Origin of the sequence: Actinomyces urinae, assembly GCF_900119695.1 — a bacterium.
Classification (GTDB): Bacteria; Actinomycetota; Actinomycetes; order Actinomycetales; family Actinomycetaceae; genus Gleimia; species Gleimia urinae.
Map to the genome: position 1 here is coordinate 88469 of NZ_LT632547.1, position 23937 is coordinate 112405.

Here is a 23937-nt window from a genome sequence, read left to right on the forward strand (position 1 = left end):
TTTTGAGGGTGATTGGGGTTTCCCATCACCCTCAAAATTTTATTATCGGAATTTGGAAAACTTGCCGCTTAGGGAGTAGCTATGGCGTCTTTTGTTGACAGGGTGACTTTGTACGTTACCGGTGGCAATGGTGGTCACGGCGCCGCATCGATTCGCCGTGAGAAGTACAAGCCACTCGGCGGCCCTGACGGGGGAAATGGCGGCGATGGTGGAAATGTGATCCTTGAGGTTTCGGATCAAACCACGTCTCTGCTTGACTACCACCATCTTCCGCACCGCAAGGCTGAGAATGGCACTCCTGGTCTTGGTGGAGACGGCGAGGGCCGAAATGGTGAAGACGTAGTACTTCCGGTTCCAGTGGGCACAGTGGTTAAGGATGCGGACGGGTCCTTCATCGCTGACCTGACCGAGGTGGGTGCGCGCGTGGTCATCGCTGAGGGTGGTAGAGGAGGCCTTGGCAACGCGGCATTGGCTTCTCGTAAGCGTAAGGCTCCGGGTTTTGCGTTGAAGGGTGAGCCGGGCGAGGAGCGCACGGTCATTCTGGAACTGAAATCGGTTGCTGACGTTGCGCTGGTGGGTTTCCCGTCCGCCGGCAAATCTTCGCTTATCGCCGCGATGTCAGCTGCGCGTCCGAAGATTGCGGACTATCCGTTTACAACATTGGTTCCGAATCTAGGGGTTGTGCAAGCGGGCGAGATTCGCTACACCATTGCGGATGTGCCCGGCCTCATTCCGGGAGCTTCGGAGGGCAAGGGGCTTGGTTTAGAGTTCTTGCGTCATATTGAACGCTCATCTGTGATCGTGCACGTTTTGGACGCGGCAACGTTTGAGCCTGAGCGTGATCCGGTTTCGGACCTCAAGACGATTGAAGAGGAGCTGGCTCAGTATCGTTCCGATTTGGGGGAGCTGGAGGGCTATGTTCCTCTGGGGGAGCGTCCGCGTGCGATTGTGGTGAATAAGATCGACATTCCAGATGGCCGCGATATGGCGCACATGCAAAGCGAGGAGCTACACGCGTTTGGCTGGCCGGTTTTTGAAATTTCTGCGGTGACGCACGAGGGATTGAAGGAACTGTCTTTTGCGCTTGCGAAGATGGTACAGGACCACCGTGACGCGATGCCTGAGATCGAGCCCGCACCTACGGTATTGCGTCCGCAGGCGATTGGCGGACGTGAACGCGATGAGGTCATTACGGTTCGCAAGGTCTCTCACGCGGGGCAGGACTTGTTCCAAGTTCGAGGACGCAGGCCGGAGCGTTGGATTTTGCAGACTGACTTCGCAAATGATGAAGCGGTTGGCTACCTGGCAGATCGTTTGAGTTTGGCGGGAGTGGAAGACCTCTTGGCACAGGCTGGTGCATTGCCTGGTGATCCCGTGGTGATTGGATCCATTGAGGATGGCGTCATTTTCGATTGGGAGCCGACCATGGAGACAGGTGCTGAGTTGCTTGGCCCGCGCGGTTCAGACATGCGATTTGAGGGTGGCGAGCGCCTGACCAGGCGCGAACGCAAGGCGCGTTTCCACGAGCGTATGGATGCAAAGCAGGCGGCGCGCGACGAGCTTTGGATGGACCGTGAAGCCGGAGTTTGGACCGATCCGGACGAGTAGTGCGTATACGCTTCCAGCGTCCTTTCAAACCCGTAGGATAGGGAAGTAGTTAGCGGCCGGTATTTTGGATTGAATGTGAGGCACGTGAAGGGCGAGGTATTGAATCATAGACCGTCCATCGGGGTGATGGGCGGTACGTTTGACCCGATCCACCATGGGCACCTCGTTGCGGCCTCGGAAGTGATGGACGTGTTCAATCTGGATCAGGTGGTGTTCGTTCCCACGCAGATGCAGCCGTTCAAGGAAGGTCGCAGGGTTACGTCCGCGGAGCACCGGTATTTGATGACGGTGATTGCAACCGCCTCGAATAATCGTTTTACGGTTTCGCGCGTTGATATCGATCGTGGGGGCACCACCTACACGATTGATACGCTGAGCGATATTCATGCAATGAGGCCGGATGCTGACCTGTTCTTTATTACGGGCGCGGATGCGCTGGAGCAGATCCTCACGTGGAAGGATTCGGACAAGCTTTTTGAAATGGCACATTTTATTGGCGTGACCAGGCCGGGTCATGAGCTGAACGCGAAGGGGCTTCCGCCGGCGGCGGTGTCTTTGCTGGAGGTGCCCGCGATGGCAATTTCGTCTACGGATTGTCGTGCGCGCGTGAAGGCTGGCAAGCCGGTGTGGTACTTGGTGCCAGATGGGGTTGTGCAGTACATAGATAAGTACGGATTGTACAGGCAGTAGTGGTTGTTGGGGCCGGAAGGTGGATTTTGGAGCTTAGTGATTCTACGAGGCAGTACCTGCAGGTTGCGGTTAAGGCCGCGCAGGACAAATTGGGGATTAACCCGATTGCGATTTTGGTTGGAGAGCGCACTCCATTCACGGACGTATTCTTGATCGTTTCTGCGTCGAGTGGTCGCCAGGTGCAGGCTATTGCAAATGAGGTCATCGATAAGGTGTTGGAGGCCGGAGGCAAGCGTCCGCGCGTGGAGAGCGGCGAGGAGCTTTCTTGGCTTCTGATGGATTTCGGCGATTTCGTGGTTCACGTTCAGTTAGATGAGCAACGCGAGTTTTACGCGTTGGAGCGTTTGTGGGCCGACTGCCCGGTTCTTGAGCTTTGAGGAGTTGCGTGGCTTATGAGTGACGCGCCCCTTGTTAAGTCTCGTGTGATTTTTGTGCGCCATGGCCAGACGGACTTCAATATCGGAGGTCGCGTTCAGGGCGTGATTGATATTGAACTAAATGACGTGGGGCGAGCACAGGCTGCCGAGATGGGGCCTATAGTGGCAGCACTTCAACCAGATGCGATTGTTTCATCTGACTTGTCACGCGCTATGGATACGGCCCGTGAGATCTCGAGGCATTCTGGTCTTCAAGTGGTTGCGGACCCGCGGATTCGTGAACGTGGTTTTGGCGCTTTTGAGGGGATGAGCCGCGATGAGATGCTGGCTGAGTACCCACAGTGGTATCGCGAGTGGCGTGCAACGGGTGATTGCGCAGGAGCGCAGATCGAATCTCGCGAGGATGTGGGGCAACGCTTCGCCGAGGTAGTTACGGCAGTTGTTAACGCTGCCCCCGGTACGTACGTATTTGTGTCCCACGGGTCGGCGATTACGCAGGGGATTACCCAATTGCTCGGGATTGCGCCGGGTTCTTGGTCTGGTCTGCGCGGCCTGGACAACTGTCACTGGTCGATTCTGGAGCAAGCTGATAGGTTCCCGTACTGGCGCTTGGTAGGCCACAACATCGGGGCATGACTACCGATTGTCAGTAGCGCCGTGCGCGTGAGCGGTCGCACAGGTGCCGGTTTGGCTAGGCCAGAGTTGTTCTGTATAGTTGTTACTTGTTTAAGGGGCTATGGCGCAGTTGGTAGCGCGCTTCCATGGCATGGAAGAGGTCAGGGGTTCGAATCCCCTTAGCTCCACCATTGGGACGCTCATTTTGATACAAGGTGAGCGTCCTTTTGTTTTGCCCGGATGGGAGGCGTTTTGGCTTGTCAGAGGCATTCACTCGAGGGCTGACGGTAGGGAGCAGAGGATGGCACTTGGGGGCTTAGTCGCGTGAGGATCTGGATGAGCCGGCGCGTACCTCCTGGTTGCAATAACAAGGGTTCAAGCCATCCAAGTCTCAGAATAAAAACGGCCACCTCGTCTGTCTAACAGTTTAAAACTGACAGAAGAGACGAGGCGGCCTATACGACTTAGCTTCGGTAAATCGCTATCCGCGTAGTTCATGGTCGAGCATGACGGGAAGTTGCACCACTTGTACCCCTGCCTGATCAGCGACCGAGTTAATTATCTCCTGTTGCGCATTGGCTCGTCGTAGCAGGAACGGTGATGACGTCTCGGTTGCCGGGAGTGACTGGTTGATTACCCATGCCCAAGGCTCAATACCTACTCGCGATAGGTCGGCTGCGAGGGACTTTGCCTCGAGCATTGGCGTGGTTTCTGGCAGTGTCACGAGGATCGGCCGGGTTACTTCCGCATTTTGCAGGTGTTGGAGCGTGGTCGCGGAATCGTCACTTCCGGATTGGCGCATGAGTTCGCGGTGGTAGGATCCAGTAGCGTCCAGTAGTAGCAGGGTGTGCCCGGTGGGGGCGGTGTCGAGCACGACCCACTGATCTTGGGCCGTTGCTACGACCTCAGAAAATGCTTTGAAAACGGCCACTTCTTCCGTACATGGGGAGCGCAGGTCTTCCTCCAACTGTGCGTAACCGTCGGCATCGAGAGAAGCGCCTTTGGTGGCGAGCACCTCTTCACGGTAGTTAGCCGTCACCGCGTCCGGGTCGATCGATGACATCGTCAAACCTTTGATGCGATCTTCGAGGGAAACATCGAGGTGATTCGCGGGATCCGTGGTGGATAGATGCACTGGCTTGCCGCGCTGAGCGAGCTCGAATGCCAGCATTTGCGCCACGGTGGTTTTCCCAACCCCACCTTTGCCCATACACAAAACGAGTTTCGGTTTCCCCTCTGCTAGCTCATCCACCAGATGGGATAAACCAACGTGCAGTTCGGAATTGGACTGCGCAGAGCCAGGCTCTAGTGCAGGATCCGCGCTCGAAGTTTCATTACCGTCAGCCTCTCCCAGATGTAGCAGGCCGTCTACCCCCATCACCGGGTTAGCACTCAACTCGATCCGTACCGTTGGAACACTCTGGATCGCGCTCAGCTGCGCATTTGCGGCAAGACCATCTAGTAGTGCCTGTTCCCGGGTGTAAATAGACTCCGACAGCTGATCTGTAGCGGCACTCACTGGCAGAATACCGTTGATCACCAACAGTGCGGGTTTGATTCCCATCTCGAGTAGTTCACCGGTGGAACGGTTAGCTTCTTGCAGGGTCGAGATTTGAGCTCTGGCCACCAGAACCAGTGAAGTTTGTGCCGGGTCGGACAGAGCTGCGACCGCCTCATGATAGGTTTGCCGGTTCTTCTCTAGCCCCGACATCGGCCCCAGACACGAGGCGTCACCCGCGCCTTTATCAATGAAACTAGACCAATCACCAGGTAGGGACAGTAACCGCAGGGTGTGTCCAGTAGGGGCGGTATCGAAAATGATGTGGTCATAGTGGCTAGTAATGTCTTCGTTGGTTAGATAGTCGACGAATCGATTAAAACTAGCGACTTCAACCGTGCAGGAACCGGACAAGGTCTCTTCGGTTGTTGCTAGTACCTCGGGTGGTAGCAGACCGCGAACCGGACCCAGTATAGACTCGCGATACCGCTCCGCTTCTGCCTCTGGATCAATCTCTACAGCATCAAAACCAATAGAGCCGGGAACAAGATCGGTTAGCTCTGCTCCGCTCGATCCGATCTCACGGCCAAATACCTGCCCGATATTCGAGGCTGGATCAGTTGATACTAGCAGCACTCGTTTACCCTCACTTGCCGCGCGGGTAGCTAAAGAGCAAGCAACCGTAGTCTTTCCGACTCCACCTTTACCGGTGAAAAACGCAAACTTGGTACTCAGTTCAGGAAGAGACATTAGCAGCACCCACCTCCGCCACAGCAGCCAGACTCAACGACGGGCAAAGTCGTACTTCTCTCCGGGGATGCCCCCGCGAATTGTCGGAGCTGATCAATTTGCGGATAAGAACCAGTAGCAACGATAGTGCCATCAACCACAGTAACTGGCAGGCCGTCTGTGCCAGCTACCTCGATATATGCGCGAACCGGTTCACAAGTCGCAAAATCAGCCGGGGCAGATGCCAAATTGTGCCTGGTGACGGTAATGCCCTCTTTATCCAGGGCGGTCAGTGCCGCATTGAAATCAACGAGAACCTGATCTACGTCGGTTCCGCAGATTCCGGAAGAACAACACAAAGCCGGTTCATAGATGTCAATTTGACGCACAATTAACTCCTTACGTTTCGATGAGCATCGAAACGTATGATAGAGTTCTTGTATGATCAGCCAACACGCTCCTAATTGCTGTCCCGCACCTGCAATCGCCGGCGAAGGTCAATGTCAGGAAGCAGCAGATATTTTTGCGGCACTCAGTGATATCACGCGGTTGCAGCTGGCTCTGTTCATATACCGCTGTTCGCCTAACCCGGTGTGCGCATGCTCATTTCCTGAGGTCTTCAACATCAGTCGGTCAACCATTTCGCACCATCTCACCAGGCTGGTAAATACTGGCATATTAGGCCGCGAACAGCAGGGTAAGTGGGCCTACTATTCGATCGCCCCGGATTTTGATACTCGACTCCTTGACGTTGTCGCTAAACACGTGCCGCAACAAACCGCAACCCGAAAGGGAGCCACCGTGACCAGAATCCTTTTTGCCTGTAGACAAAATGCTGGTCGCTCACAAATGGCAGCTGCCATTGCGCAAGAACTAGCTGATTCTGACGTGACCATCATGAGCGCAGGCACCGAACCGGCCGAAGAAGTACACCCCGAGGTGCGCGAAGCCCTCGCCGAAATAGGGCTAGAGCCGTTTGCGCAGCCAGAAAAACTTGATCCGGCGAAAGTAAAGATGGCCGATTGGGTGATTACGATGGGGTGTGGCGAATCATGCCCAATTTTCCCCGGAACCCACTATGAAGACTGGCAGGTCGCTGATCCGTCGGGTGAACCCATAGAGGTCGTACGCGAAATCCGCGACGAGATTACCAAGCGCGTAAAAGAGCTACTAACCCGAATCTCTTAACGAAATACTGCTTCCCGCCCCAATCAAATCCGAAACATCATCCGTCGGGAAAGACTGTGACTAGCCAAACCGTTGGGATGAACCCAGCACTCGGAATTTGCACCCACCTAGCCGGGTTTTGTACCCGCCCAGAGCCTTGTATCAAAATGAACGTCTAAGTAACTAACTGCCTGCTGGTGTTGAAACAATTTTGCGCCAGAAGGTTTTGTTTTGCATGCGTGGTTCATTTTGTTTGTGGTGCGTGAGCCTTTGGTTTGGGTAATTGCAGTTCAGGCGGCCAGGGAACGAAATCAGGTTCTAGGAGCAGAAATTCTTCCACCTTGTCTGGATATATCCAGACGATTGCTGGTCCTTGCACTTCTAGTTCCGCTAAACGTATCCGTCCGGGCACAGTAGCGATGTCCTTGATAATGAACTCGGCTATGTCGCGTGGAATCCAGTCGCTTCCTTGTTCAAATATGAGTTCGCGTGGTGTGCCATCGAATGTGTAGTTCACGGTCATCATTCCGTTAGAGTCCCAGGTCGATGACACGTCTGTGAGGCGATCTTCCACTTCTACGGCGTTAGCGATTTCGTGGATGAAGGTGGGGTAGTCTTGCTCGTCATAGATGCATTCGTAATCGATGGATACGAAATGGCTGAACGCCGATACTCCTGCGTGATCGGAGGCCCAGAGCACTGATTCTTTGTCATAGATATCTTCGGCTTTGAGAGCTTCTGGGTTGCGAAGCGTGAACCCCATTTCTTGCAGTTGAGCTGCAACCATCAAAGTGGTGCCGTAGTCGAGTGTTTCAGTGAAATCGTCTTCGTTGTCCACTCGATCATTTTTTCATGGAAGATCAAGTGGTAGCAGTGTTGCGTCTCGTGATTAGTTGACGGCGATTGCGGGAGGGTGGCAGGTTTGAAAAAGCGTTACGCCGAGTTTGGCCTGATAGTGAGCATCAAAGGTGTACTTTCCACATATTGCTGCGGGCGATACGCCCGGTACATGTTGAAGCCTGCTAGGAAAAGATCCACGTGACCCGTTCGGGCACGATCTGGCGTAGCTTCTTTAGCGCCGAGGCTAATTTTTCGCGACTTCCTGCGCCTAAACCAACGACTATTCCCGGCGTTCCGGATTGCCCAGACCAGTATTTGCCCAGTGACTCTACAGCTAGTCCGGCCTCGTGAGCACCCGCCAAAACTCGCTCTTCTACACTCGCAGAAAGTTCTATGATGGCTCCCAGGCTTCCGTCCATGGTGCGACCTTCCGGGAAAATCTGCTCAAAAACGCCTCGGCGATATTTGTATTCGCGGCGCATGCGAGCAGTGTGCAGGCGAAGCCCGTCAGCGGCGAGGAAGTTGGCGAGCGCATCTTGCGCGATTCCGCAGACGGGGGTGAGCCGGTCCGCGATGCTCTCTCGTAGCGCATGAGGCGCGATGACGTATCCCAATCCCAACGCGGGCGTCAGCGTTTTCGCAAATGAGCCAAGTAGCACCGTGCCAGCAGGGTCCAGCGCCACTAGGGCGGGGTGAGTAGCACGTAGCTCAGAGTCGTAGTCGTCCTCAATGAGAAACGCGCCCGGGGTGGAACGGCGCCACTCCACTAGCTCGCGCCGCCTCCTAGCCGGCATTTGTAAGCCGTATGGAAATTGGTGATTGGGGGTGAAAAGAACAGCATCGGGGGACAGATCGTGCAACCCTGTGGATAAGTCGCTTTCATCACTGGTCGGTAACAACACGGTTTCCCAACCGATCGAAGCCGGCACTGCGCGAAGAGAGCCGAAACCCGGATCTTCTACAGCGAGGCGGTTGCCTTGAGGTGGTGTATGCAAAGTGGCCGTGCGCATCGCTAACGGGGAGGCGTGGTTGGAATGGCGCATGGCTGCGAGCGCCGCAAGGGTGGCGCGTAGCCCATCACGGGCGCCGGCGGTGATGAGTATTGACTTCGGGTCGATGGACACGGCCCGCGTGAGCCGGAAATGCTCTGCAAGTAGGTAACGCAGGCGGTTCGAACCCGGGCTTGGATACGCATGAGGCTCAGCAACGGCCATGCGCCAGGCCCCGCGCCAAGCCGAGGTGGTGAGAGCCTCCAAAGGAGCGCCGGGCCGAAGCAAAATTGGGGCCGGCACAACCGGCGGCACTCCGTCCTCAGGTGGCCGCGAATGCCTCGTGGGCAAAGTGACTACAAGGTCCGGGTGAATGCGACTGCCCGAAGGAGTGGACAGCAAGATGCCCTCACCGGAAAGTTGCTCGTACGCACTAACAACCGACCCTCGCGATACCCCAAGTTCGTCAGCCAATGCGCGCGTAGAGGGAAGTCGATCGCCGGGTGCAAGCGAGCCGTCCTCCAAACGCCTGCGAATACTTGCAACGATGGAAGCAGGAATTGAGGGCACGGAATCCTCCAACCCATTCGCATTGTGGTCTAAAAAAGTATTTCAAAACTGGTATTAATAATAGTCCACGGGTGGGCGAGAATAGGAACTATGAGTTACATGATTGAACCAGAAAAGCTCGTGCTCGCTGAAGGCCTTAAGGGCGGCGTCATTATGGACGTCGTAACCGCCGAACAAGCCAAGATTGCTGAAGATTCTGGCGCCGTAGCCGTGATGGCACTTGAACGCGTTCCCGCAGATATTCGCGCCGAAGGCGGCGTTGCCCGCATGTCCGACCCCGATCTTATCGAGGGGATTATGAATGCCGTATCGATTCCCGTCATGGCCAAAGCGCGTATAGGTCATTTTGTGGAAGCGCAAGTGCTTCAAGCACTCGGCATTGATTGGGTGGACGAGTCCGAGGTGCTCTCGCCAGCCGACTACGTGAACCACATCAGCAAGCGCGAATACTCCGTTCCCTTTGTGTGCGGCGCAACTAACCTTGGTGAAGCCTTGCGTCGTATCAACGAGGGCGCTGCGATGATCCGTTCAAAAGGTGAGGCCGGCACGGGTGATGTCTCGGAGGCCACCAAGCACATTCGGAAGATCAAGAAAGAGATCGCGGCGCTGGTGAACCTCACCGAGGATGAGCTGTACGTGGCCGCCAAGGAGCTTGCTGCTCCATATGACCTAGTGGCTCAGGTGGCTCGCGAGGGTAAGCTTCCTGTTCCACTTTTCGTGGCCGGTGGCGTGGCTACTCCGGCAGATGCTGCGATGATGATGCAGCTCGGCGCCGATGGTGTGTTTGTGGGCTCGGGCATTTTTAAGTCTGGTGATCCGAAGGCGCGGGCCGCAGCTATCGTCAAGGCCACCGCCTCTTATGATGACCCGAAGGTTATTGCAGATGTCTCGCGCGGTTTGGGTGAGGCCATGGTTGGGATCAATGTGGCTGACTTGCCTGCGCCGCATCGTCTTGCTGAGCGTGGCTGGTAACGCGATAGGTATGACTGTTAGAGCTTGATAGCCATTGCCAAGTGCTCAGTAGCGTGGGGACTGGTTCGTAATTGAACGGGTCCCCACGCTTTTGCTCTGCCTGTTAATGAGGGTCGCGCCGTACACTCTAAGGGTGTGTGAGTAGTCTCATGGTTCCGTAGCCCACCTGGTGGACTCGTTTTGTTTGGCCGCAGGAGCAACCATAGGTTTTTTATATGTCCACAACCGTACACTCGCCACTGGCTTTAGGAGCCCGAGATGTCCTGCCCGTAGCCCTGGGTTATGTTCCTCTGGGCATGGGGATGGGGATGACGCTCACCGGCGCGGGTTTGGACTGGTGGTGGGCGCCCATCTTCTCGCTGTTCATGTATGCCGGTTCTATGCAATATCTCATCGTGCCGATGATTGTGGCGCACGAGCCGTTTGCAGCAATAGCGCTTGCAACCCTTCTCATTCAATTTCGACATGTTTTTTACGGGATTAGCTTCCCGTTGGACCTCGTGAAGAACAAGGTGGCGAAAATCTACTCGATCCACGCGCTTACGGACGAGGTCTATGCGGTTATTGCGTCCAAACCAAAGGCCGAGCTGACGGGGGAGAGAGTGCTGTGTACTCAGGTTTTCGCGCACGCTACTTGGACTTTAGGGTGTACACTTGGTGCGCTAATTGGGCTCGCTGTTCCGATTGACGGACGGATTCTTAACTTTGTACTGACTTCGCTTTTCATCGTGCTGATGTTAGAGGCCTACCTCGCGAACCGGGCGCGTTTTGATTTTGCACTTGCAGTAGTAATCGGTGTGGGCATGCTCGTGTTACCAGGCTCGATCTATCTGCCCGTTTCTCTGGCTACGCTCACAGTCGCTTTGCTAATCGCCTCACGTTTGAATCCGGTTAGCCCGTCGTCAGGTAGGGTTAGGAGGGATGGAATGCCGTGACCGGATACATTATCGGCATTATTGCCACCGTTTTTGTTATAACGTTTTCGCTACGTGCGGCGCCATTCGTCTTTTTGTCTCGCGTTCGTGATTCTGAAACACTTGCCTACCTCGGCGCGGCCATGCCGGCAGGTGTCATGCTCATACTGGTGATTTTCACACTTCAGGGCACCTCGTTTTCCAGTGTGGAGTCTTGGCTACCACCAACAACGGGAGTAATCACTACCCTTGGCGTGCATCTGACATTCCGTAAGGTGCTGTGGTCTCTGCTGGCAGGCACCGGGGCCTTCGCTATTGTCCTTGCACTGGTTGGCTAGGCATCACTGGAGCCGATAGCCAAGTGCTCGACATGTGAGAAAAACCGCAAATATTGGTGGTTTTGATATGATTATTCCGCGCAAATCCAACCCAATAAACACATGCGAAAGGGAGCTCATGGATAGCCAAAATAATCCCACAGCAGAATCATCCGATGTGCCTGACAATGGATCAGCTGCGCAGAATTCAGAGCCGGAAGTGACAGGTGCCGAGCCAGTCGAACCCGCAACCCAGGTTGCGCCTCCGCCCGCGCCTCCCGCGGCCGCAGCTCCAAGCGCACCCATTGCAGATGCTCCCGAAGCAAGTGCGCCCGCCGCGCCGAACGGCAGTGTTTTACCCGCCCCAGCTCCGGATAATGGTCCTGCGCAACCAGCACCCGGCCAAGTAGCATATGCGGCGCCGGCAGCTCCAACGAACCCCGCTGATTCGTTTGGTGGTGCGTTCCCGGCAATGTGGGCAGCATTCGTGCTGATCTTTAAGGGCAAATTGGTTGACGCATTCCAGATCGGTGATACCTACCGCCACTACTGGCACGTAGCGGTTGGTGGATTCATCATCTTGGTAAGTATCCTCCCAGCCGCAACTGCGATCGCCGCTGCAAACGGATTGAATACTACGTTTACGAGCGTATTCGGATCTTCTGCATCGCTTGTGGAGAGTCCGTTTACGCTGGGCTTGAAGGTATTCTTTGGTTCGCTCGTGGTCTTCGCGATAATCACTTTTTCTTTCATTACTTCACTCTTCTTCACTCTAAGAGTTCGCGGCGTGCAAGCACCTTACGGCCGCGCGGCAACCGTGTGGAGCGTAGCGGCAACCCCTGCGATCTTCGTTGTGGCAGTGACCGCGCTTCTCGTAATCATTCCCTCGGGTATCACCTATGCCATCGGAACCTTTTTCCTACTTGCAACCACTGGGATTGTAGGAATGATGGCTAACATTGCAAACTATGTTGGTTTGAACCGAATTGCTCCGGTGCACAAGTCCTACCTGGTTCCGTTCGTCTTGTTCAACATGCTTGCGTCTGTTGTGTCGGCAGTGGCAGTGTCCGTGTTTCTTTCTAGTGTGATGTCGTAATGAAACAGAACCAGAAGTCACGTTTCAGCCTAGTGGCCCTAGGCCTTGCCCTCGTGATGCTCCTTAGCGCCTGTGGCGCACGCGTCACCACTAACCTCACCCTCGACGAGAACGGTGCTGGAACCCGTACTATCGCTTTCAAAGTGAAGAACGATTCGGATGCGAAGGAGAAAATTAACGGCGGCTACGAGGCGATACAGGCTGCAATCGAAAAGCACCTGCCCTCCGAGCTTGAATTCTCCGGCATAAACGCCACTGACGAGGAAGCGACTGGCAACTTCAAGCTGACCTTCAGCTCCCTAGATGACTACCGGGAGAAAGTAGCCAGTATTCTTGCCGCCGGCGGAATGGACAGGGATCCGGAAATCACCTTCTATTCGGCAGACGGAATCCTTAAAAAGGGAGTTCAATACACCGAGAACTTTACTTCTACCGAATTGTTGGCATGGGTGCCAGATGCGCTTGTTGTTGAAGGCGTGATTGACTCCTCAAACAAGTCGTACGTTATTGACGGCGAGGATGCAGGAACGCTCACGATCGGGGACAAGAGCTTCAAGCAAGAGTACGGCGGTGCGTTCAGGATCAATGAGACCAAAGACCAGGCTTTTTCCTACGTTGGCCTCGAAATCACGCCACTAGATAACGACGAATTTGACGTCGTTATTCGCATGCAGCGTCCGAAAGACACTGCTGCCCCGATTAAGAAGCTAGATGATGAGTTCCTCGCTTCCCTCGGTAGCGATGTGGAAATTGACGCTGACGTAGAGTCCACAACGGACGTATACGAGCGCACCGTCAGTTTTCAGGCGGCCTCAGTGGATGATCTAGTGAAAAAGATCGACACAGTTTACGGCGAAGGCACCACGCAGCTCGAGGTGTCCAACGAAAAAGCTGAAGGTAGGGCGGCCATTAGCCGCACGTACAAGGGCAGTGTAGACCCGGTCCAGATCTGTGCTCAGAACTGCCGAAAGAGTGTGACTATCTACGCGCCAGAAGGTTTCTTATCGCAATATGGTGACCAGCAGTATTTCGCCGACTACTCGGGGACTTTTGAGGCTGCGTTCGAAAAAGACATCACATTCGAATCAATGGATGTGGCTCTCAACGTATCACCCTCTGCGGAATGGACAATGGGGATTGACCTCGTTGTAGATACGAGCGAATACGCAGATTTCCTCGATGACGTCGACGCCTTGGTGACGGTGCCAGAAGAGTTTGGGACGGTCTCTTCGTCCGATTCAGATGGTGAGCGAACCTACTCCATTAAGGTATCCGCATCGGCAGATAACAACGACGCTATTGTTAACGCGATGGATGGTTATATCGATGTACATGAGTTTTCAAAAAGTGAAAAGCAGTACATGGAAGGGGACTACGTAGTCAGTGTTTCTATCGATCCTGCGCAGCTTCTCGGCGGAGTCGATACAAAGGCAATGACCGCACGTATCGAGCTTGAATCAGGAGATAAATTCGTCGATGGTGAATGGTTGAATGACTGGCAAATTGACGGTTCTACAGCCACCTATTCGACAAGTGACTCAACGTATATTGCCTTCGAAGGCGCTGCATTTAGGCATTCGATAGGCAAGACGATCGCCCTCATTGTAATTGGCGTTCTCCTTCTTGCAGGCGCGGTGTTGGCTTACATTTACCGTAAGCCTCTAGGGGAATTCCTCTCACGCGCGGGCAAGTCGGCCAAGGTCGCGAGCGCAAACGCCACTGAGCATGTCAAGCAAGCATCTCAAAGTGCGTCGGCAAGCTATGCCACCGCCATGGAACAGTCGCAAAGTGGCACAGATTCAGCCCGCCCGGTTGCTGGCAACGGAATGACTGCGCCTGGCTCCGCAGCAGTTCCGGTATCTACGGGGATGGGAGCCAGTCCTGCCGATGCTGTTTCAACAACAGCGGGTGTAGCTGACGCGTCCAATGGTGGTGTATCCTCTGAAGCCGGTCGAGAGCCGCACGGGTTCACCGAGCACCAATTGACATAGTACGAACGCAACCACTAGTAGGGGCCAACAGTCTTTTTGCAGACTGTTGGCCCCATTAGCGTTGGTTGCAATTTGCGCCTCTACCCGGTGATAAATGCAGACCACCTTATACAAATCGTGTCTTTACAAAAGAAGAGGGAAAACCAAACCAAAATCCGGGCACGAGGTCCACGCATGCATTGAAGTCGCAACAATGTTATATCTTTGTGTGCAATAGAACCAACGAGGGGGCTTCATATGAGCTATCCAGAAAACAACAACCAGAGTCAGGTTCCCGGCGCTAATGGCAACTCCTACGGTAACCAGTACCAGGCTCCACCTCCTTCATATTCGCAGCAGCCTGGAGGCCAGTACTCGGCCCAGCAGAACTATGGATCGTATTCGGGCGTGTACGGCTATCCGTATGCGGCTAGTGGTTACAAGCACGTGAACAAGCACCTGTTCGTTTGGCTGGGAGCATTCCTGCTGGGCGGGTTTGGTGTTGACCGCTTCATGCGCGGGCAGGTGGGGCTTGGCCTCGCCAAGTTCTTCTGCAACTGGCTGACGTTTGGCATCTGGGGCCTGGTGGACTGGATTATTGCCGCCGTCAAAGCCTACGGGGAAGCATACGGTGCCTCAGAAGAAATTGTTTTCGATTACACCGGAGCGTACACCCGCTAATAGAAACCACAGTAGACGGGGGCGTGCAGCTGGCGCGCTCCCGTATTTTGCACGTTATATTGGCTGTATGAACAAAACTTTGCCTTCAATGCCATACAACCGTTTAGGCTCCTCGGGTCTACAGGTCTCCCAGTTCAGCTTCGGCTCATGGGTTACGTTTGGAAGTCAAGTAGACACGGGTGTCGCAAAAGAACAGCTCCAGATAGCTGCAGAGGCCGGTGTCAACTTCTTCGATAACGCGGAATCTTACGAGTTTGGTAAATCTGAAGAAATAATGGGTCAGGCTATCCGCGAGCTCGGCTGGAAACGCCACGAGTACATCATCTCCACAAAGCTGTTCTGGGGAATTCACGACATGGTGAATATGAAGAACACGCTTAACCGCAAGTATTTGATGCAGGCAGTTGATGGCTCTCTAGAGCGTCTTGGTTTGGACTATGTGGACCTGGTTTACGCACACAGGCCCGATCCGAACACGCCCATTGAAGAAACTGTTTACGCATTTTCAGACATGATCAGTCAGGGCAAGGCCCTCTACTGGGGGACTTCTGAATGGTCTGCCGATGATATTCGTGCTGCCTACGAAATCGCTGACCGCAGGAACTTGCGTAAACCTGTCATGGAGCAACCGCAATACAATCTGCTCCATAGGCACAAGGTGGAAAGCGAGTTTGCGCGCCTATACGAGGATATTGGCCTTGGTCTTACCACTTGGAGCCCGCTCGCCTCTGGAATCTTGACCGGTAAGTACCTTGATGGTATTCCCGAAGGATCGCGAGCCACATTGGAGGGGCGCGAATCGATCGCTGAGGAGGCCCGCAAGCATGAAAAGGGCGTTCGCGCTCTGGTAGCTATGGCGGAGGAACTCGAGGTATCTCCGGCGCAGCTTGCACTAGCCTGGGTTGCAGCAAACCCGCATGTTTCTACGGTTATCCTAGGAGCCTCGTCCGCGAAGCAGCTTGAGGAAAACCTGGGGGCACTAACGGCTCTGGGGCGCCTCACCCCCGAGCTCAAGAGCAAGCTAGACCAACTTTTCGCATAAACGTAGTGACAACTGTAGCGGCCGTGATCGACATGATTCACGGCCGTCACTAGTTGGTGCTATCACCTAACCAATAAAGGCAGGCGGTTTAGCTGATGATGAATACCTATTCGGCTTGCCTCCTAGCGATTAGGATTCCACCACCAACTATTAAGAGAGCAACAGCAATCGGGATAAGAATGAGCAGGTCCGTGCCTGTCTTCGGTAATTGCGGGTGACTTGGAAGTGAAGGTTCCGTGCTTGTGGGTGGCACAGGGCTTGTCACTGTTGTACTCGGCTCGGTACCACTGGGCTGGGTAGTCGGCTGGGTAGTTGGCTGAGTGGTCGGCTCCGTCGGGATGAACCTGTTGGTTATTTTGAAACCATCGGTTTGGTTCCCGGAGATAGAAGACTCGAAAGAACCAGCGTTGTCTTCGACAATACTGTAGGCATTCGCTTCAAACTGCCCTGTTTCACCATCCCATTTTTTGTAGGGTTGCAGATTAGTGAACTGCCCCTTCCAGCCGTTGGCTTCGTTGAGCGTGATCGTTTGATCCGTTCGTTCTCCATTTTGAAGAAGCCGAACTGTCACTGATTTAGGACGATCAGTGACCTCTCCGCCTTCCCAGAATTTCTCCACTGGAATAGAAATAAGATCCAGCTCATTCTTTACTATGAAGGTCTTTTCCTTATCTGGATCAACAGCCACCGACGAGCTGAAACCGTTCTTCAGTACGTCGGAATCCAGTTCCTTCACCGAGTAGATTATGCTGCGTCCCTTATTCTCAGTAGGGAGATCTCGGAAGGTGTAACTCCAGTTATTATCGCCATCTAAAACGACTGGTTTTGCCACCGGAAACTTCTCGGTCTCATGAGCGAAGTTAGCTTCAAGTTGCACGGTCACTGGGACCTTTAGATCTTCGGAGAGTTCATGGCCCGTGGTGTAGGTCCATTCTTTTCGCACACTAATCTCGGTGGACTCGGGAGTGCCGAACGTAACATTCCCATTGGAGCCAATGCCACTTCCACGAGGCGCCTTGTTTCCGGTGATGATCAAGCTGGCCCAAGACTTTGCACGTAGCTTCGCTTCATCCGAAGCCACGTTCTTGAGCCCCGCGTTGGACAGAGTACTTCGATATTCGGCGTTTTCGTCAACCTCTCGTCCTGAGGAACCATCGGCTAGGTTCTGGAAAACCTGTTCTTTTCCGCGATTCTCATCATCGAAGCGAGTCTTATTCACACCGCCATCCTTGTAATACGCTGCGTTTCCGCCGCCAAGCATATTCTTATCAAGAATGAGTTTTGCCGGGTTGGCTTTGCCAAGATTGTCATGCGCGATGTCATCGCCGTAATAGTCGCTAATCTCATCTGAGTTTCGCGGAGCCTTATTGTCAAAAATTGCGCCTCCATCGGTCACGTGCATAATCAGTGAGCCGGTAGGACACAACCATATTCCGCCGCCCTTGCCAACGTCGTATTCAGGCGTATCTGAAAGCCCGTTTTGAGTTACTAGCGCGTTTTGAAGATGGGCGGAATATGACTCGGTTGCAACGTATAGGCCGCCGCCTTGACTATCTGCTGTATTGTTCGAAATCTCGCCGCCAAGTAGCCACACTCCATTGGACACGGTGTTCACGCCGCCACCGGTATTTGCCGCCCAGTTGTTGCTAATAGTTCCACCCCGCATGGTGAAACTAGCCGGGGAGATCTTGGTCCACTCTTCGGTGGTGAAACCGTTCCCCTTACCTTCAGCTGGGACCTCCTCAAAGGGCTTGCTTCCAGCTTTAACGTAGAGGTCCATAGCATTGACGCCGCCTCCATAGGCAGCTTCATTGTCGCTGATCTGGCCGGCGTTCATGGTTACGGCCCCGTTGCCGAAAACATTTATGCCACCGCCGCCAAACTGGGCGTAACCTTTGGAAATCTCGCCGCCATTAATCTCAACAACGGAACGTTTAGTTTCATAACCTTCTGTGTTTGCGCCGGAGAGCCAACTGTAAATCCCGATGTTGCCGGCCCAACCGTGGTTACCAGTAATAGTTCCGCCATTGATAGTCAGATGGGATCCTCCAAATAGGCCAATGCCGCCAGTTTCTCCGTAGGCGCCTTCATCCGTCATTGCGCGTCCCTTTGAGATTTCGCCGCCGTTCATGACCATGGTTGCGCCGTTGCTCAGCGCCACATTTGCGGCGCCTTCTTGAGTCGCATTCGCGGGATCTAATAGACGCTGGTTATCGGTAACTTGTCCTTCATTGAGAACGAACTTCGCATTCGGCCCCGTGACGGTAATAGCGCCTTCTTTTTTATTAGAGAGGTCCCTAGCTCCCTCAACGCGGCCATGGTCCATAATGAGCTCGCCCTTGACTTCAATCGCGGGAGAATTTGCTTTTACCCATTCTCCGCGAGCGCCAACAGATAGAGTACCGATTCCAGATTCGTTCTTATCTAGAGTTAGCCTTGCCCCCTCTTCGACTTCAATCAGGGTGCCGTCAAACCCGTCTTCGCGCAGGAGGCGAGTGTCGTTCACGTAATTGGGGTCTGTGGTAGGGGCGTTCACTATCGTTATGTCTGCACCGGTCGGTATGACTAACGTTTGGTCAACATCTGTGTCGAGAAGACCCAGCACTATCTTGGTCGGGTTACTGCCGGCGTCGACAATAAAGTCTTGGAGTTCTTCACGCGAACACTGGAACACGCATTCAACGATTTCTGGTTCGCCACTAGCCTGAGCGGCATCTTCTTCAGCAAGGGCGGTAGTCGCCGGAATGCCTAGCATTACCGCGCACACCGTTGAAAGAGCAATGAAAACAGATCGGACTCTTGGGAGACGCATTTTGAAAACACCCGCTAAAACAGATCGTGCTAAGAGACGCTGTGAGAAGCATCCATAGGCACGATGCTATCAGGCTGAAACAACCGTTTGGGTGGGGTCGAAGAACGCCTGTCGGTGCCATTCTTAATTGTGGTTTTTGCGCAGGGCCTTCAAGCCGTGGTGGACGCCAACCAGGAGGGATCCTAGAAATGCGCCCACCAGCAAAGAGGCCAGCGTTTCTATAGTCCAGCTCAAAAAGCCTGCTCCAAAGGTGAAATCTGTGCCTAGGTGAGCCAGGCGTTCAATAATCTGATGCGGCGCAGTCCACCCCAAATCCGCGGCGGAAACAACTACGATGTGCCCACCAACCCAAAGCATTGCGAGTGTGCCGATCACTCCGATAGTGGCCAACACGCGCGGCATCGCTTCAAAAAGCAGTTTGCCAATTCGCTGCGAGGATGCCTTCTCTCGCTTCATCAAGGCAACGCCAATGTCGTCGATTTTTACCAAAACTGCAACCATTCCGTAGACCACGAAGGTGATAAGAAAGCCAACAGCTATCAAGATTATGGAGCGTGCAACGAAGCCCTCGGAAGCCACTTCATTCAGTGCGATGATCATAATCTCTGCCGACAAGATCAGGTCGGTTCTAACCGCGCTCTTTACAATCTGCTCTTCGCCGGATGGTCCCGCAACAATAAGAGGCTCGTCATGCTCACCACCGCGCAGTTTCTCCCAAACTTTCTCCATTCCCTCAAAGGCTAGGAAAGACCCGCCTGCAATCAAGAGGATAGGAAGTGCCCATGGCGCAAACTGGCTGAGCAGTAACGCGGCAGGCAAGATAATTAGTAGCTTGTTCTTTAAAGATCCACGAGCAATTCGCTTGATGATGGGAAGCTCACGTTCAGGTTTGAGGCCTTGTAGATACTGAGGCGTTACCGCAGTGTCGTCCACAATAACCCCAACAGTTTTGGCGCTAGCCCTGCCGGTGGCAGCTGCCACGTCGTCGACGCTTGCCGCAGCCATTTTGGCTAGAGTAGCGATGTCGTCAAGTAAAGCAACGATGCCGCCAGACATAAATCCTCCATCCGGTGACGAGTTGGCGCCAATGAAAACTTATGTAAATAATGGCAGAATTTGATGCAGATCGCGCACTATTGTTAGATGATCGCGTTTCAAGTTCTACGAGGGGTGAGCATGACTCCACTGGGTAAGCACGCGTTGCGGGTAGGTTGCGCAGCTTCGCTGGTAGTGGTGCTCGCCGGTTGTGGCGGCCAAATCGCAGGCCCGGAAGGTTCAACTCCGGAGGCGAGCGCTTCGGCGCAATCGCTCTCGCAGCTCCAACCTGGGGGAGCGGTCTCAAGAACGGCTAAATTTGATGAGTTCGTAGAAGCGGAGATCGGGGTGAAGGTAGCTGTTGGCCAGCCGCAGCCGCTTGGAACCTACACGGGGGATCAGGGCCAGCCGGTAACGCTTCCAATAACCATAGAGAATGTGGGAGAGGAAGAGTTCTGGACGGACCAAGTCACGGTTTCTGTAGTCTCTAACGGAGTTAGCGCGCCAATCGTTGGATCGCAAGATTCTGGAGCCATACCACTTCCGCCCACGCCCGTGCTCGCCGGCCAACAGGTCACGTTAGACCTTGGGTGCGAGGTCGCAGATATCCACAATGTAACTGTCAGTCTGGATTTAATGGGACGCAGTTCAATAACTTTTCACTGATAGACGCCGTTTACAAAATTGGTTCTGTTCGATGTAGATCCTCGAGAAGAACTCGCCGATCTCTTCGGGCTTGTGACTCGTCCATCCACTTAGCCCACTCGGCAACCTTTGTGCCCGAAAGCGCGGCGCGTTCCTTGTCAGCGAATTCGTAGATGCGCCAGCGGCTATCAGCCTCGTGCGTATGGCAGGCATCACCCGAGATAAAGACGTGCGGGTCGCGAGTTCCTACTTCTTCGGTTGGGATCTCATCGAATCGATCCGTTACGCGGTGGCCAACTTCGTAGACGGACCACCAAGCAACGTTCTTCACGTCAACCGAGTATGGGGCCACGATCTCGTTCATCCGCCGAATGATTTCTTCGAGAGGTGTCGTACGCACCGCGTGGTTGTCGTTCTCGTTAACGATGCCAAGATCCACGTACGTGCGGAACAGGTATCCGCCTTCACGCGGAATATGCAGGATTGATCCGTGGTTGGACTGGATGATGGACTTAAGTCGAATGTCGGGGAACTCAGCAATTCGATACGGATCGTCCTCCGTGCGGTGCATGCGCTTTATGTGATCGAGATTCGCTGGATCCGGCTGCCAAAATGCAGTCTCAACAATCATGTAAGCTTCTGCGGTGATTTCCGGTGCGAAACCAAAAGCCTGGAATGTTTCAACCGAACGCGCCTGAATGCCATCAGCATGGCCAAGCGGTAGCCTGCCGCCGCGCTTATCAATGATCGCAGTAGAGATGTCTGGGAAAACCGACATCTGGGCTGCCATCAGCATGCCTTCAGGGCCAGCGCCAACGATCAGAACATCGACTTCATCGGGGAGTTCTGCAGGGCGATCAGCTCCCAGGCCCTGAGCAACTCTGACACGAGGATTTTCAGAGACGTAACCATGGTGGGGAAATTACACGATTATTCCTCACTTCTTTGTGGGTGGCGGACCATCTCGCCGAACCGTTCGTACACATATTCGTATACGAATATGGCAAGAGTGGCCGACTAACGCGCGCGAATATGCCGCAACTCACACTCTAACGGGAAATTGTGTGCAGCGTGGGGAGCTTTGGTCTCGCGTATTGGTTTTGCGAGGAACCTTGCGTATGTAAGTCAGTGAGAGATGCGCCCTTGTGAATGCGGGTGTTCTGGCTCAAATCCACTAGACTTAGAAAAAATCTCGAAGATCGGGGTAGTAACGTGCGTTCGCTCGTCATTGGCATTGCTGGCGGAACTGCAAGCGGTAAGACGTCCTTGACTAAGGCGCTTGTGAAAGAGTTCAAAGGTAACACGGCAGTTGTGTATCTCGACAATTATTACAAGTCGCACACCGGCCTCACCTATGAACAACGCGCGGCCCTCAACTATGATGCTCCCAGCGCATTTGATATTGATCTGATGATAGAGCAGCTCCGCGAGCTGGTTGAGGGGAACCCTATCGAGTGTCCCGTGTATGACTACACCATCCACAACCGCAGTGAAGAGGTTGTAACAATCGCGCCAAAACCCGTTGTGATTGTGGAGGGGATATTGTTATTCGTGTTTCCCGAGCTTTGTGAGCTATTCAATATAAAACTGTTTGTGGACACAGACGCGGATGAGCGTATCTTGCGGCGTGTACGGCGCGACATGGTTGAGCGCGGTCGCACAATTGATTCAATTGAAAAGCAGTATCTGGAAACCGTTAAGCCTATGCACGACCTCTACGTCGAGCCGTCTAAGCGTAAGGCCGACATCATCATTCCTGATGGGGTGCAGAATCTGGTTGCACTAGACATGATTGTCAACAGGATCCACCACTATTTGCAAAGTGTTTGAATCGCTCTCGATTGTCGCCTCTCCTTCTAGCCAGGGAAGAGCGAGGCCGAAAGACTCGACTAAAGCGCGAATCAGTTTTGGGCCGGTAAAAGTGAATCCCCAGTCGTTAAAAAAGTGGCGAAGCAGCGTCATTTGCTCCTCGCCGTAGACCGGCCAAACCCCAGGTTTCCCCGCGGAGTTTGTTAGCACGGCTAAGAATGCATTCTTTCGCTTCTCGTGTTGTACGGTGCTGCGATACTCCTGAATGGCTCTAGCGTTTTGGATAACCGCCCGGATTTTCCGCTCGTTCTTAATTGGGCTATCGCCTTTTAGCAGTCTGGCGACATCCTCATCCTTCATTCTTGCAACCGCTTCGATCTTGAAGTTGCTGAACGCCGAGCGAAGTGCCTCTCGTTTGGAAAGCACAGTAGCCCAAGTTAATCCGGCTTGGAAAGTTAGCAGGCTTAACATTTCAAATGCGGCGTCGTCGTTTTCTGGAAGCCGGCCCCACTCGTTGCTGTAGTACCTTCTTGTCTCTTCGTTGGCATCTGCCCATTTTGGAATAGTCATTGTCTCTCCTTTCAAGCAAAAAGTAAGCCTGCGAGAGGGCTTGGCGAAGACGCCGTTAGTAGTGGTGTGGATGGGGCGGGGTCCAAACCCCGTGGGGATAAAAACGGGGAGCGCCGCCCGGCGCTCCCCGTTGTGGTTCAGGTTTAAGCAAACGCTGCGGCTACCGCCAGCTTTAATGCTCCCTGGAACTTAGTCTCGCGATCCTCGGCGCTCATGTCGCCAGAGTGGTCGAGGAGGTGGTCGGAAACGGTTAGAACCGTAAGAGCTTGTTTGCCGAACTCGGCGGCCACCCCATAGAGTGCGGCAGCTTCCATGTCTACGCCTAAAACTCCATAGTTTGCCAAGCGTTCAACCTGGCCCTCAGGCGTTAGGTAAAAGTGGTCGCGAGAAATAATGGTGCCAACGTGAACGTTGTCGGTTTCGCTGGCCGCGTCAACAGCTGCGCGGATCAGGTCGTACGAGGCAACCGGGCAGAAGTGAAGGCCGGGTAGTCGGTAAGTGTTCATTGCAGAGTCGGTGTGTGCGCCAAGGGCAACCACGACGTCGCCAACCGTAACATTGTGGGCTATGCCGCCGCAGGTTCCAACACGGATGATTCTCTCAACGCCGTATTCGCGAAAGAGCTCCGTTGCGTAGATGGTGGCCGATGGCTGGCCCATACCCGAGCCCATAACCGAAAGAGGTTTGCCGTCAACTGTGCCGGTAAACCCAAGCATTCCGCGCACGTCTGTAACTAGGCGGGCATCATCCATAAGCATGTGGGCGATGCGTTCGGCGCGCTTCGGGTCGCCAGGGAAGAGGACTGCCGGTGCGAAATCTCCCTTTTCTGCTGCGATGTGAGGTGTTGCCATTAGTTTTGCCTTTCTTTAATAACTGAATGAAAAAGTGCCTTCATATAGTGTTGCTCATTACAGTTTCGATCGCCAGTGTTCATACTTAGAGACAGAGTGTTGAAAAATGCGAGTGTGGCGCTATGTTTTGCTTATCTCAT

Annotated in this window: 23 protein-coding genes and 1 tRNA gene; 15 read left to right on the top strand and 9 right to left on the bottom strand. The window is 54.0% G+C overall.

Translation table 11 applies throughout. The annotated features are described in order from the left end of the window. Positions 1–81 precede the first annotated feature (81 nt). From obgE to BQ7114_RS01745, 5 genes are all read left to right on the top strand, one after another. Positions 82–1608 (top strand): GTPase ObgE, encoded by a 1527-nt coding sequence (obgE, locus tag BQ7114_RS01725; RefSeq protein ID WP_072341137.1) that lies wholly within the window; start codon positions 82–84, stop codon positions 1606–1608. A gap of 75 nt (positions 1609–1683) precedes the next feature. Beyond that, positions 1684–2298 (top strand): nicotinate-nucleotide adenylyltransferase, encoded by a 615-nt coding sequence (nadD, locus tag BQ7114_RS01730; protein ID WP_072341140.1) that lies wholly within the window; start codon positions 1684–1686, stop codon positions 2296–2298. A 26-nt stretch (positions 2299–2324) separates the two neighbouring features. Further along, positions 2325–2675, top strand: coding sequence for a ribosome silencing factor (gene rsfS / locus BQ7114_RS01735; protein WP_072344621.1), 351 nt, complete (start codon positions 2325–2327; stop codon positions 2673–2675). Positions 2676–2690: 15 nt separating this feature from the next. After that, positions 2691–3311, top strand: a complete 621-nt coding sequence (locus BQ7114_RS01740) for a histidine phosphatase family protein (RefSeq protein WP_072341143.1) — start codon at positions 2691–2693, stop codon at positions 3309–3311. 94 nt (positions 3312–3405) lie between these two features. Next, positions 3406–3481: transfer RNA gene (locus BQ7114_RS01745), tRNA-Ala, on the top strand. Between the two features lie 290 nt (positions 3482–3771). Here BQ7114_RS01745 and arsA read toward each other — a convergent pair. Together arsA and arsD are read right to left on the bottom strand one after the other, a co-directional pair. Then, positions 3772–5538, bottom strand: coding sequence for an arsenical pump-driving ATPase (gene arsA, locus BQ7114_RS01750; protein ID WP_072341145.1), 1767 nt, complete (start codon positions 5536–5538; stop codon positions 3772–3774). Beyond that, positions 5538–5906: an arsenite efflux transporter metallochaperone ArsD gene (gene arsD, locus BQ7114_RS01755; protein ID WP_072341148.1), complete on the bottom strand. Its 369-nt coding sequence runs from the start codon at positions 5904–5906 to the stop codon at positions 5538–5540. The genes arsA and arsD overlap by 1 nt, the downstream gene beginning before the upstream one ends. Before the next feature lie 52 nt (positions 5907–5958). Between arsD and BQ7114_RS01760 the strand changes: the two genes are divergently transcribed. Then, a complete protein-coding gene (locus tag BQ7114_RS01760; protein WP_072341151.1) occupies positions 5959–6705 on the top strand; it encodes a metalloregulator ArsR/SmtB family transcription factor in 747 nt (248 codons plus the stop codon). 223 nt (positions 6706–6928) lie between these two features. Here BQ7114_RS01760 and BQ7114_RS01765 read toward each other — a convergent pair whose 3' ends face one another. Together BQ7114_RS01765 and BQ7114_RS01770 are read right to left on the bottom strand one after the other, a co-directional pair. Next, the gene (locus BQ7114_RS01765; protein WP_072341154.1) at positions 6929–7522 is read right to left on the bottom strand and encodes a hypothetical protein; all 594 of its coding nucleotides are present in this window, start codon (positions 7520–7522) and stop codon (positions 6929–6931) included. A 184-nt stretch (positions 7523–7706) separates the two neighbouring features. Then, entirely contained in the window at positions 7707–9083 is a 1377-nt protein-coding gene (locus BQ7114_RS01770) for an aminotransferase-like domain-containing protein (protein ID WP_072341157.1), read from the bottom strand. Between the two features lie 90 nt (positions 9084–9173). Here BQ7114_RS01770 and pdxS point away from each other — a divergent pair, with 90 nt between their 5' ends. The 7 genes from pdxS (at position 9174) to BQ7114_RS01805 (ending at position 16075) form a co-directional block, all read left to right on the top strand. Next, positions 9174–10055 (top strand): pyridoxal 5'-phosphate synthase lyase subunit PdxS, encoded by an 882-nt coding sequence (gene pdxS / locus BQ7114_RS01775; RefSeq protein WP_072341160.1) that lies wholly within the window; start codon positions 9174–9176, stop codon positions 10053–10055. Positions 10056–10270: 215 nt separating this feature from the next. Next, the gene (locus tag BQ7114_RS01780) at positions 10271–10990 is read left to right on the top strand and encodes an AzlC family ABC transporter permease (RefSeq protein ID WP_072341163.1); all 720 of its coding nucleotides are present in this window, start codon (positions 10271–10273) and stop codon (positions 10988–10990) included. Then, a complete protein-coding gene (locus BQ7114_RS01785) occupies positions 10987–11307 on the top strand; it encodes a branched-chain amino acid transporter permease (RefSeq protein WP_072341167.1) in 321 nt (106 codons plus the stop codon). The genes BQ7114_RS01780 and BQ7114_RS01785 overlap by 4 nt, the downstream gene beginning before the upstream one ends. Before the next feature lie 118 nt (positions 11308–11425). Next, positions 11426–12382: a hypothetical protein gene (locus tag BQ7114_RS01790; protein WP_143236771.1), complete on the top strand. Its 957-nt coding sequence runs from the start codon at positions 11426–11428 to the stop codon at positions 12380–12382. Next, the gene (locus tag BQ7114_RS01795) at positions 12382–14373 is read left to right on the top strand and encodes a hypothetical protein (protein WP_072341175.1); all 1992 of its coding nucleotides are present in this window, start codon (positions 12382–12384) and stop codon (positions 14371–14373) included. The genes BQ7114_RS01790 and BQ7114_RS01795 overlap by 1 nt, the downstream gene beginning before the upstream one ends. Positions 14374–14610: 237 nt before the next feature. Then, entirely contained in the window at positions 14611–15033 is a 423-nt protein-coding gene (locus BQ7114_RS08785; protein WP_083431693.1) for a TM2 domain-containing protein, read from the top strand. Positions 15034–15100: 67 nt separating this feature from the next. Continuing rightward, positions 15101–16075 (top strand): aldo/keto reductase, encoded by a 975-nt coding sequence (locus tag BQ7114_RS01805; protein ID WP_230205941.1) that lies wholly within the window; start codon positions 15101–15103, stop codon positions 16073–16075. Positions 16076–16181: 106 nt separating this feature from the next. Here the strand turns inward: BQ7114_RS01805 and BQ7114_RS01810 are convergent, their stop codons facing one another. Both BQ7114_RS01810 and BQ7114_RS01815 read right to left on the bottom strand, forming a co-directional pair. Beyond that, entirely contained in the window at positions 16182–18887 is a 2706-nt protein-coding gene (locus BQ7114_RS01810; protein WP_230205942.1) for a Cna B-type domain-containing protein, read from the bottom strand. A 123-nt stretch (positions 18888–19010) separates the two neighbouring features. After that, complete coding sequence (locus tag BQ7114_RS01815; RefSeq protein WP_072341178.1) at positions 19011–19943, bottom strand: DUF808 domain-containing protein; 933 nt, start codon at positions 19941–19943, stop codon at positions 19011–19013. A 120-nt stretch (positions 19944–20063) separates the two neighbouring features. Here BQ7114_RS01815 and BQ7114_RS01820 point away from each other — a divergent pair, with 120 nt between their 5' ends. After that, on the top strand, positions 20064–20588 hold the full coding sequence (locus BQ7114_RS01820; protein WP_072341181.1) for a hypothetical protein: 525 nt from the start codon (positions 20064–20066) through the stop codon (positions 20586–20588). Between the two features lie 10 nt (positions 20589–20598). Here the strand turns inward: BQ7114_RS01820 and BQ7114_RS01825 are convergent, their stop codons facing one another. Next, positions 20599–21435: an FAD-dependent monooxygenase gene (locus tag BQ7114_RS01825; protein WP_326844867.1), complete on the bottom strand. Its 837-nt coding sequence runs from the start codon at positions 21433–21435 to the stop codon at positions 20599–20601. A 344-nt stretch (positions 21436–21779) separates the two neighbouring features. Here BQ7114_RS01825 and udk point away from each other — a divergent pair, with 344 nt between their 5' ends. Next, on the top strand, positions 21780–22397 hold the full coding sequence (udk, locus tag BQ7114_RS01830; protein WP_072341187.1) for a uridine kinase: 618 nt from the start codon (positions 21780–21782) through the stop codon (positions 22395–22397). Here the strand turns inward: udk and BQ7114_RS01835 are convergent. Both BQ7114_RS01835 and deoD read right to left on the bottom strand, forming a co-directional pair. Beyond that, positions 22350–22946 (bottom strand): DNA-3-methyladenine glycosylase I, encoded by a 597-nt coding sequence (locus BQ7114_RS01835; RefSeq protein ID WP_072341190.1) that lies wholly within the window; start codon positions 22944–22946, stop codon positions 22350–22352. The two genes, udk and BQ7114_RS01835, sit on opposite strands and share 48 nt — an antisense overlap. A gap of 143 nt (positions 22947–23089) precedes the next feature. After that, on the bottom strand, positions 23090–23797 hold the full coding sequence (deoD, locus tag BQ7114_RS01840; protein ID WP_072341193.1) for a purine-nucleoside phosphorylase: 708 nt from the start codon (positions 23795–23797) through the stop codon (positions 23090–23092). Positions 23798–23937 lie beyond the last annotated feature (140 nt).

Bases quoted from the DNA above. Each gene is read 5' to 3' on its own strand.
- obgE (WP_072341137.1), top strand. From the start codon at position 82: ATGGCGTCTTTTGTTGACAGGGTGACTTTGTACGTTACCGGTGGCAAT.
- BQ7114_RS01740 (WP_072341143.1), top strand. From the start codon at position 2,691: ATGAGTGACGCGCCCCTTGTTAAGTCTCGTGTGATTTTTGTGCGCCAT.
- arsA (WP_072341145.1), bottom strand. From the start codon at position 5,538: ATGTCTCTTCCTGAACTGAGTACCAAGTTTGCGTTTTTCACCGGTAAA.
- BQ7114_RS01760 (WP_072341151.1), top strand. From the start codon at position 5,959: ATGATCAGCCAACACGCTCCTAATTGCTGTCCCGCACCTGCAATCGCC.
- pdxS (WP_072341160.1), top strand. From the start codon at position 9,174: ATGAGTTACATGATTGAACCAGAAAAGCTCGTGCTCGCTGAAGGCCTT.
- BQ7114_RS01780 (WP_072341163.1), top strand. From the start codon at position 10,271: ATGTCCACAACCGTACACTCGCCACTGGCTTTAGGAGCCCGAGATGTC.
- BQ7114_RS01790 (WP_143236771.1), top strand. From the start codon at position 11,426: ATGGATAGCCAAAATAATCCCACAGCAGAATCATCCGATGTGCCTGAC.
- BQ7114_RS01795 (WP_072341175.1), top strand. From the start codon at position 12,382: ATGAAACAGAACCAGAAGTCACGTTTCAGCCTAGTGGCCCTAGGCCTT.
- BQ7114_RS08785 (WP_083431693.1), top strand. From the start codon at position 14,611: ATGAGCTATCCAGAAAACAACAACCAGAGTCAGGTTCCCGGCGCTAAT.
- BQ7114_RS01805 (WP_230205941.1), top strand. From the start codon at position 15,101: ATGAACAAAACTTTGCCTTCAATGCCATACAACCGTTTAGGCTCCTCG.
- BQ7114_RS01810 (WP_230205942.1), bottom strand. From the start codon at position 18,887: ATGCGTCTCCCAAGAGTCCGATCTGTTTTCATTGCTCTTTCAACGGTG.
- BQ7114_RS01815 (WP_072341178.1), bottom strand. From the start codon at position 19,943: ATGTCTGGCGGCATCGTTGCTTTACTTGACGACATCGCTACTCTAGCC.
- BQ7114_RS01820 (WP_072341181.1), top strand. From the start codon at position 20,064: ATGACTCCACTGGGTAAGCACGCGTTGCGGGTAGGTTGCGCAGCTTCG.
- BQ7114_RS01835 (WP_072341190.1), bottom strand. From the start codon at position 22,946: ATGACTATTCCAAAATGGGCAGATGCCAACGAAGAGACAAGAAGGTAC.
- deoD (WP_072341193.1), bottom strand. From the start codon at position 23,797: ATGGCAACACCTCACATCGCAGCAGAAAAGGGAGATTTCGCACCGGCA.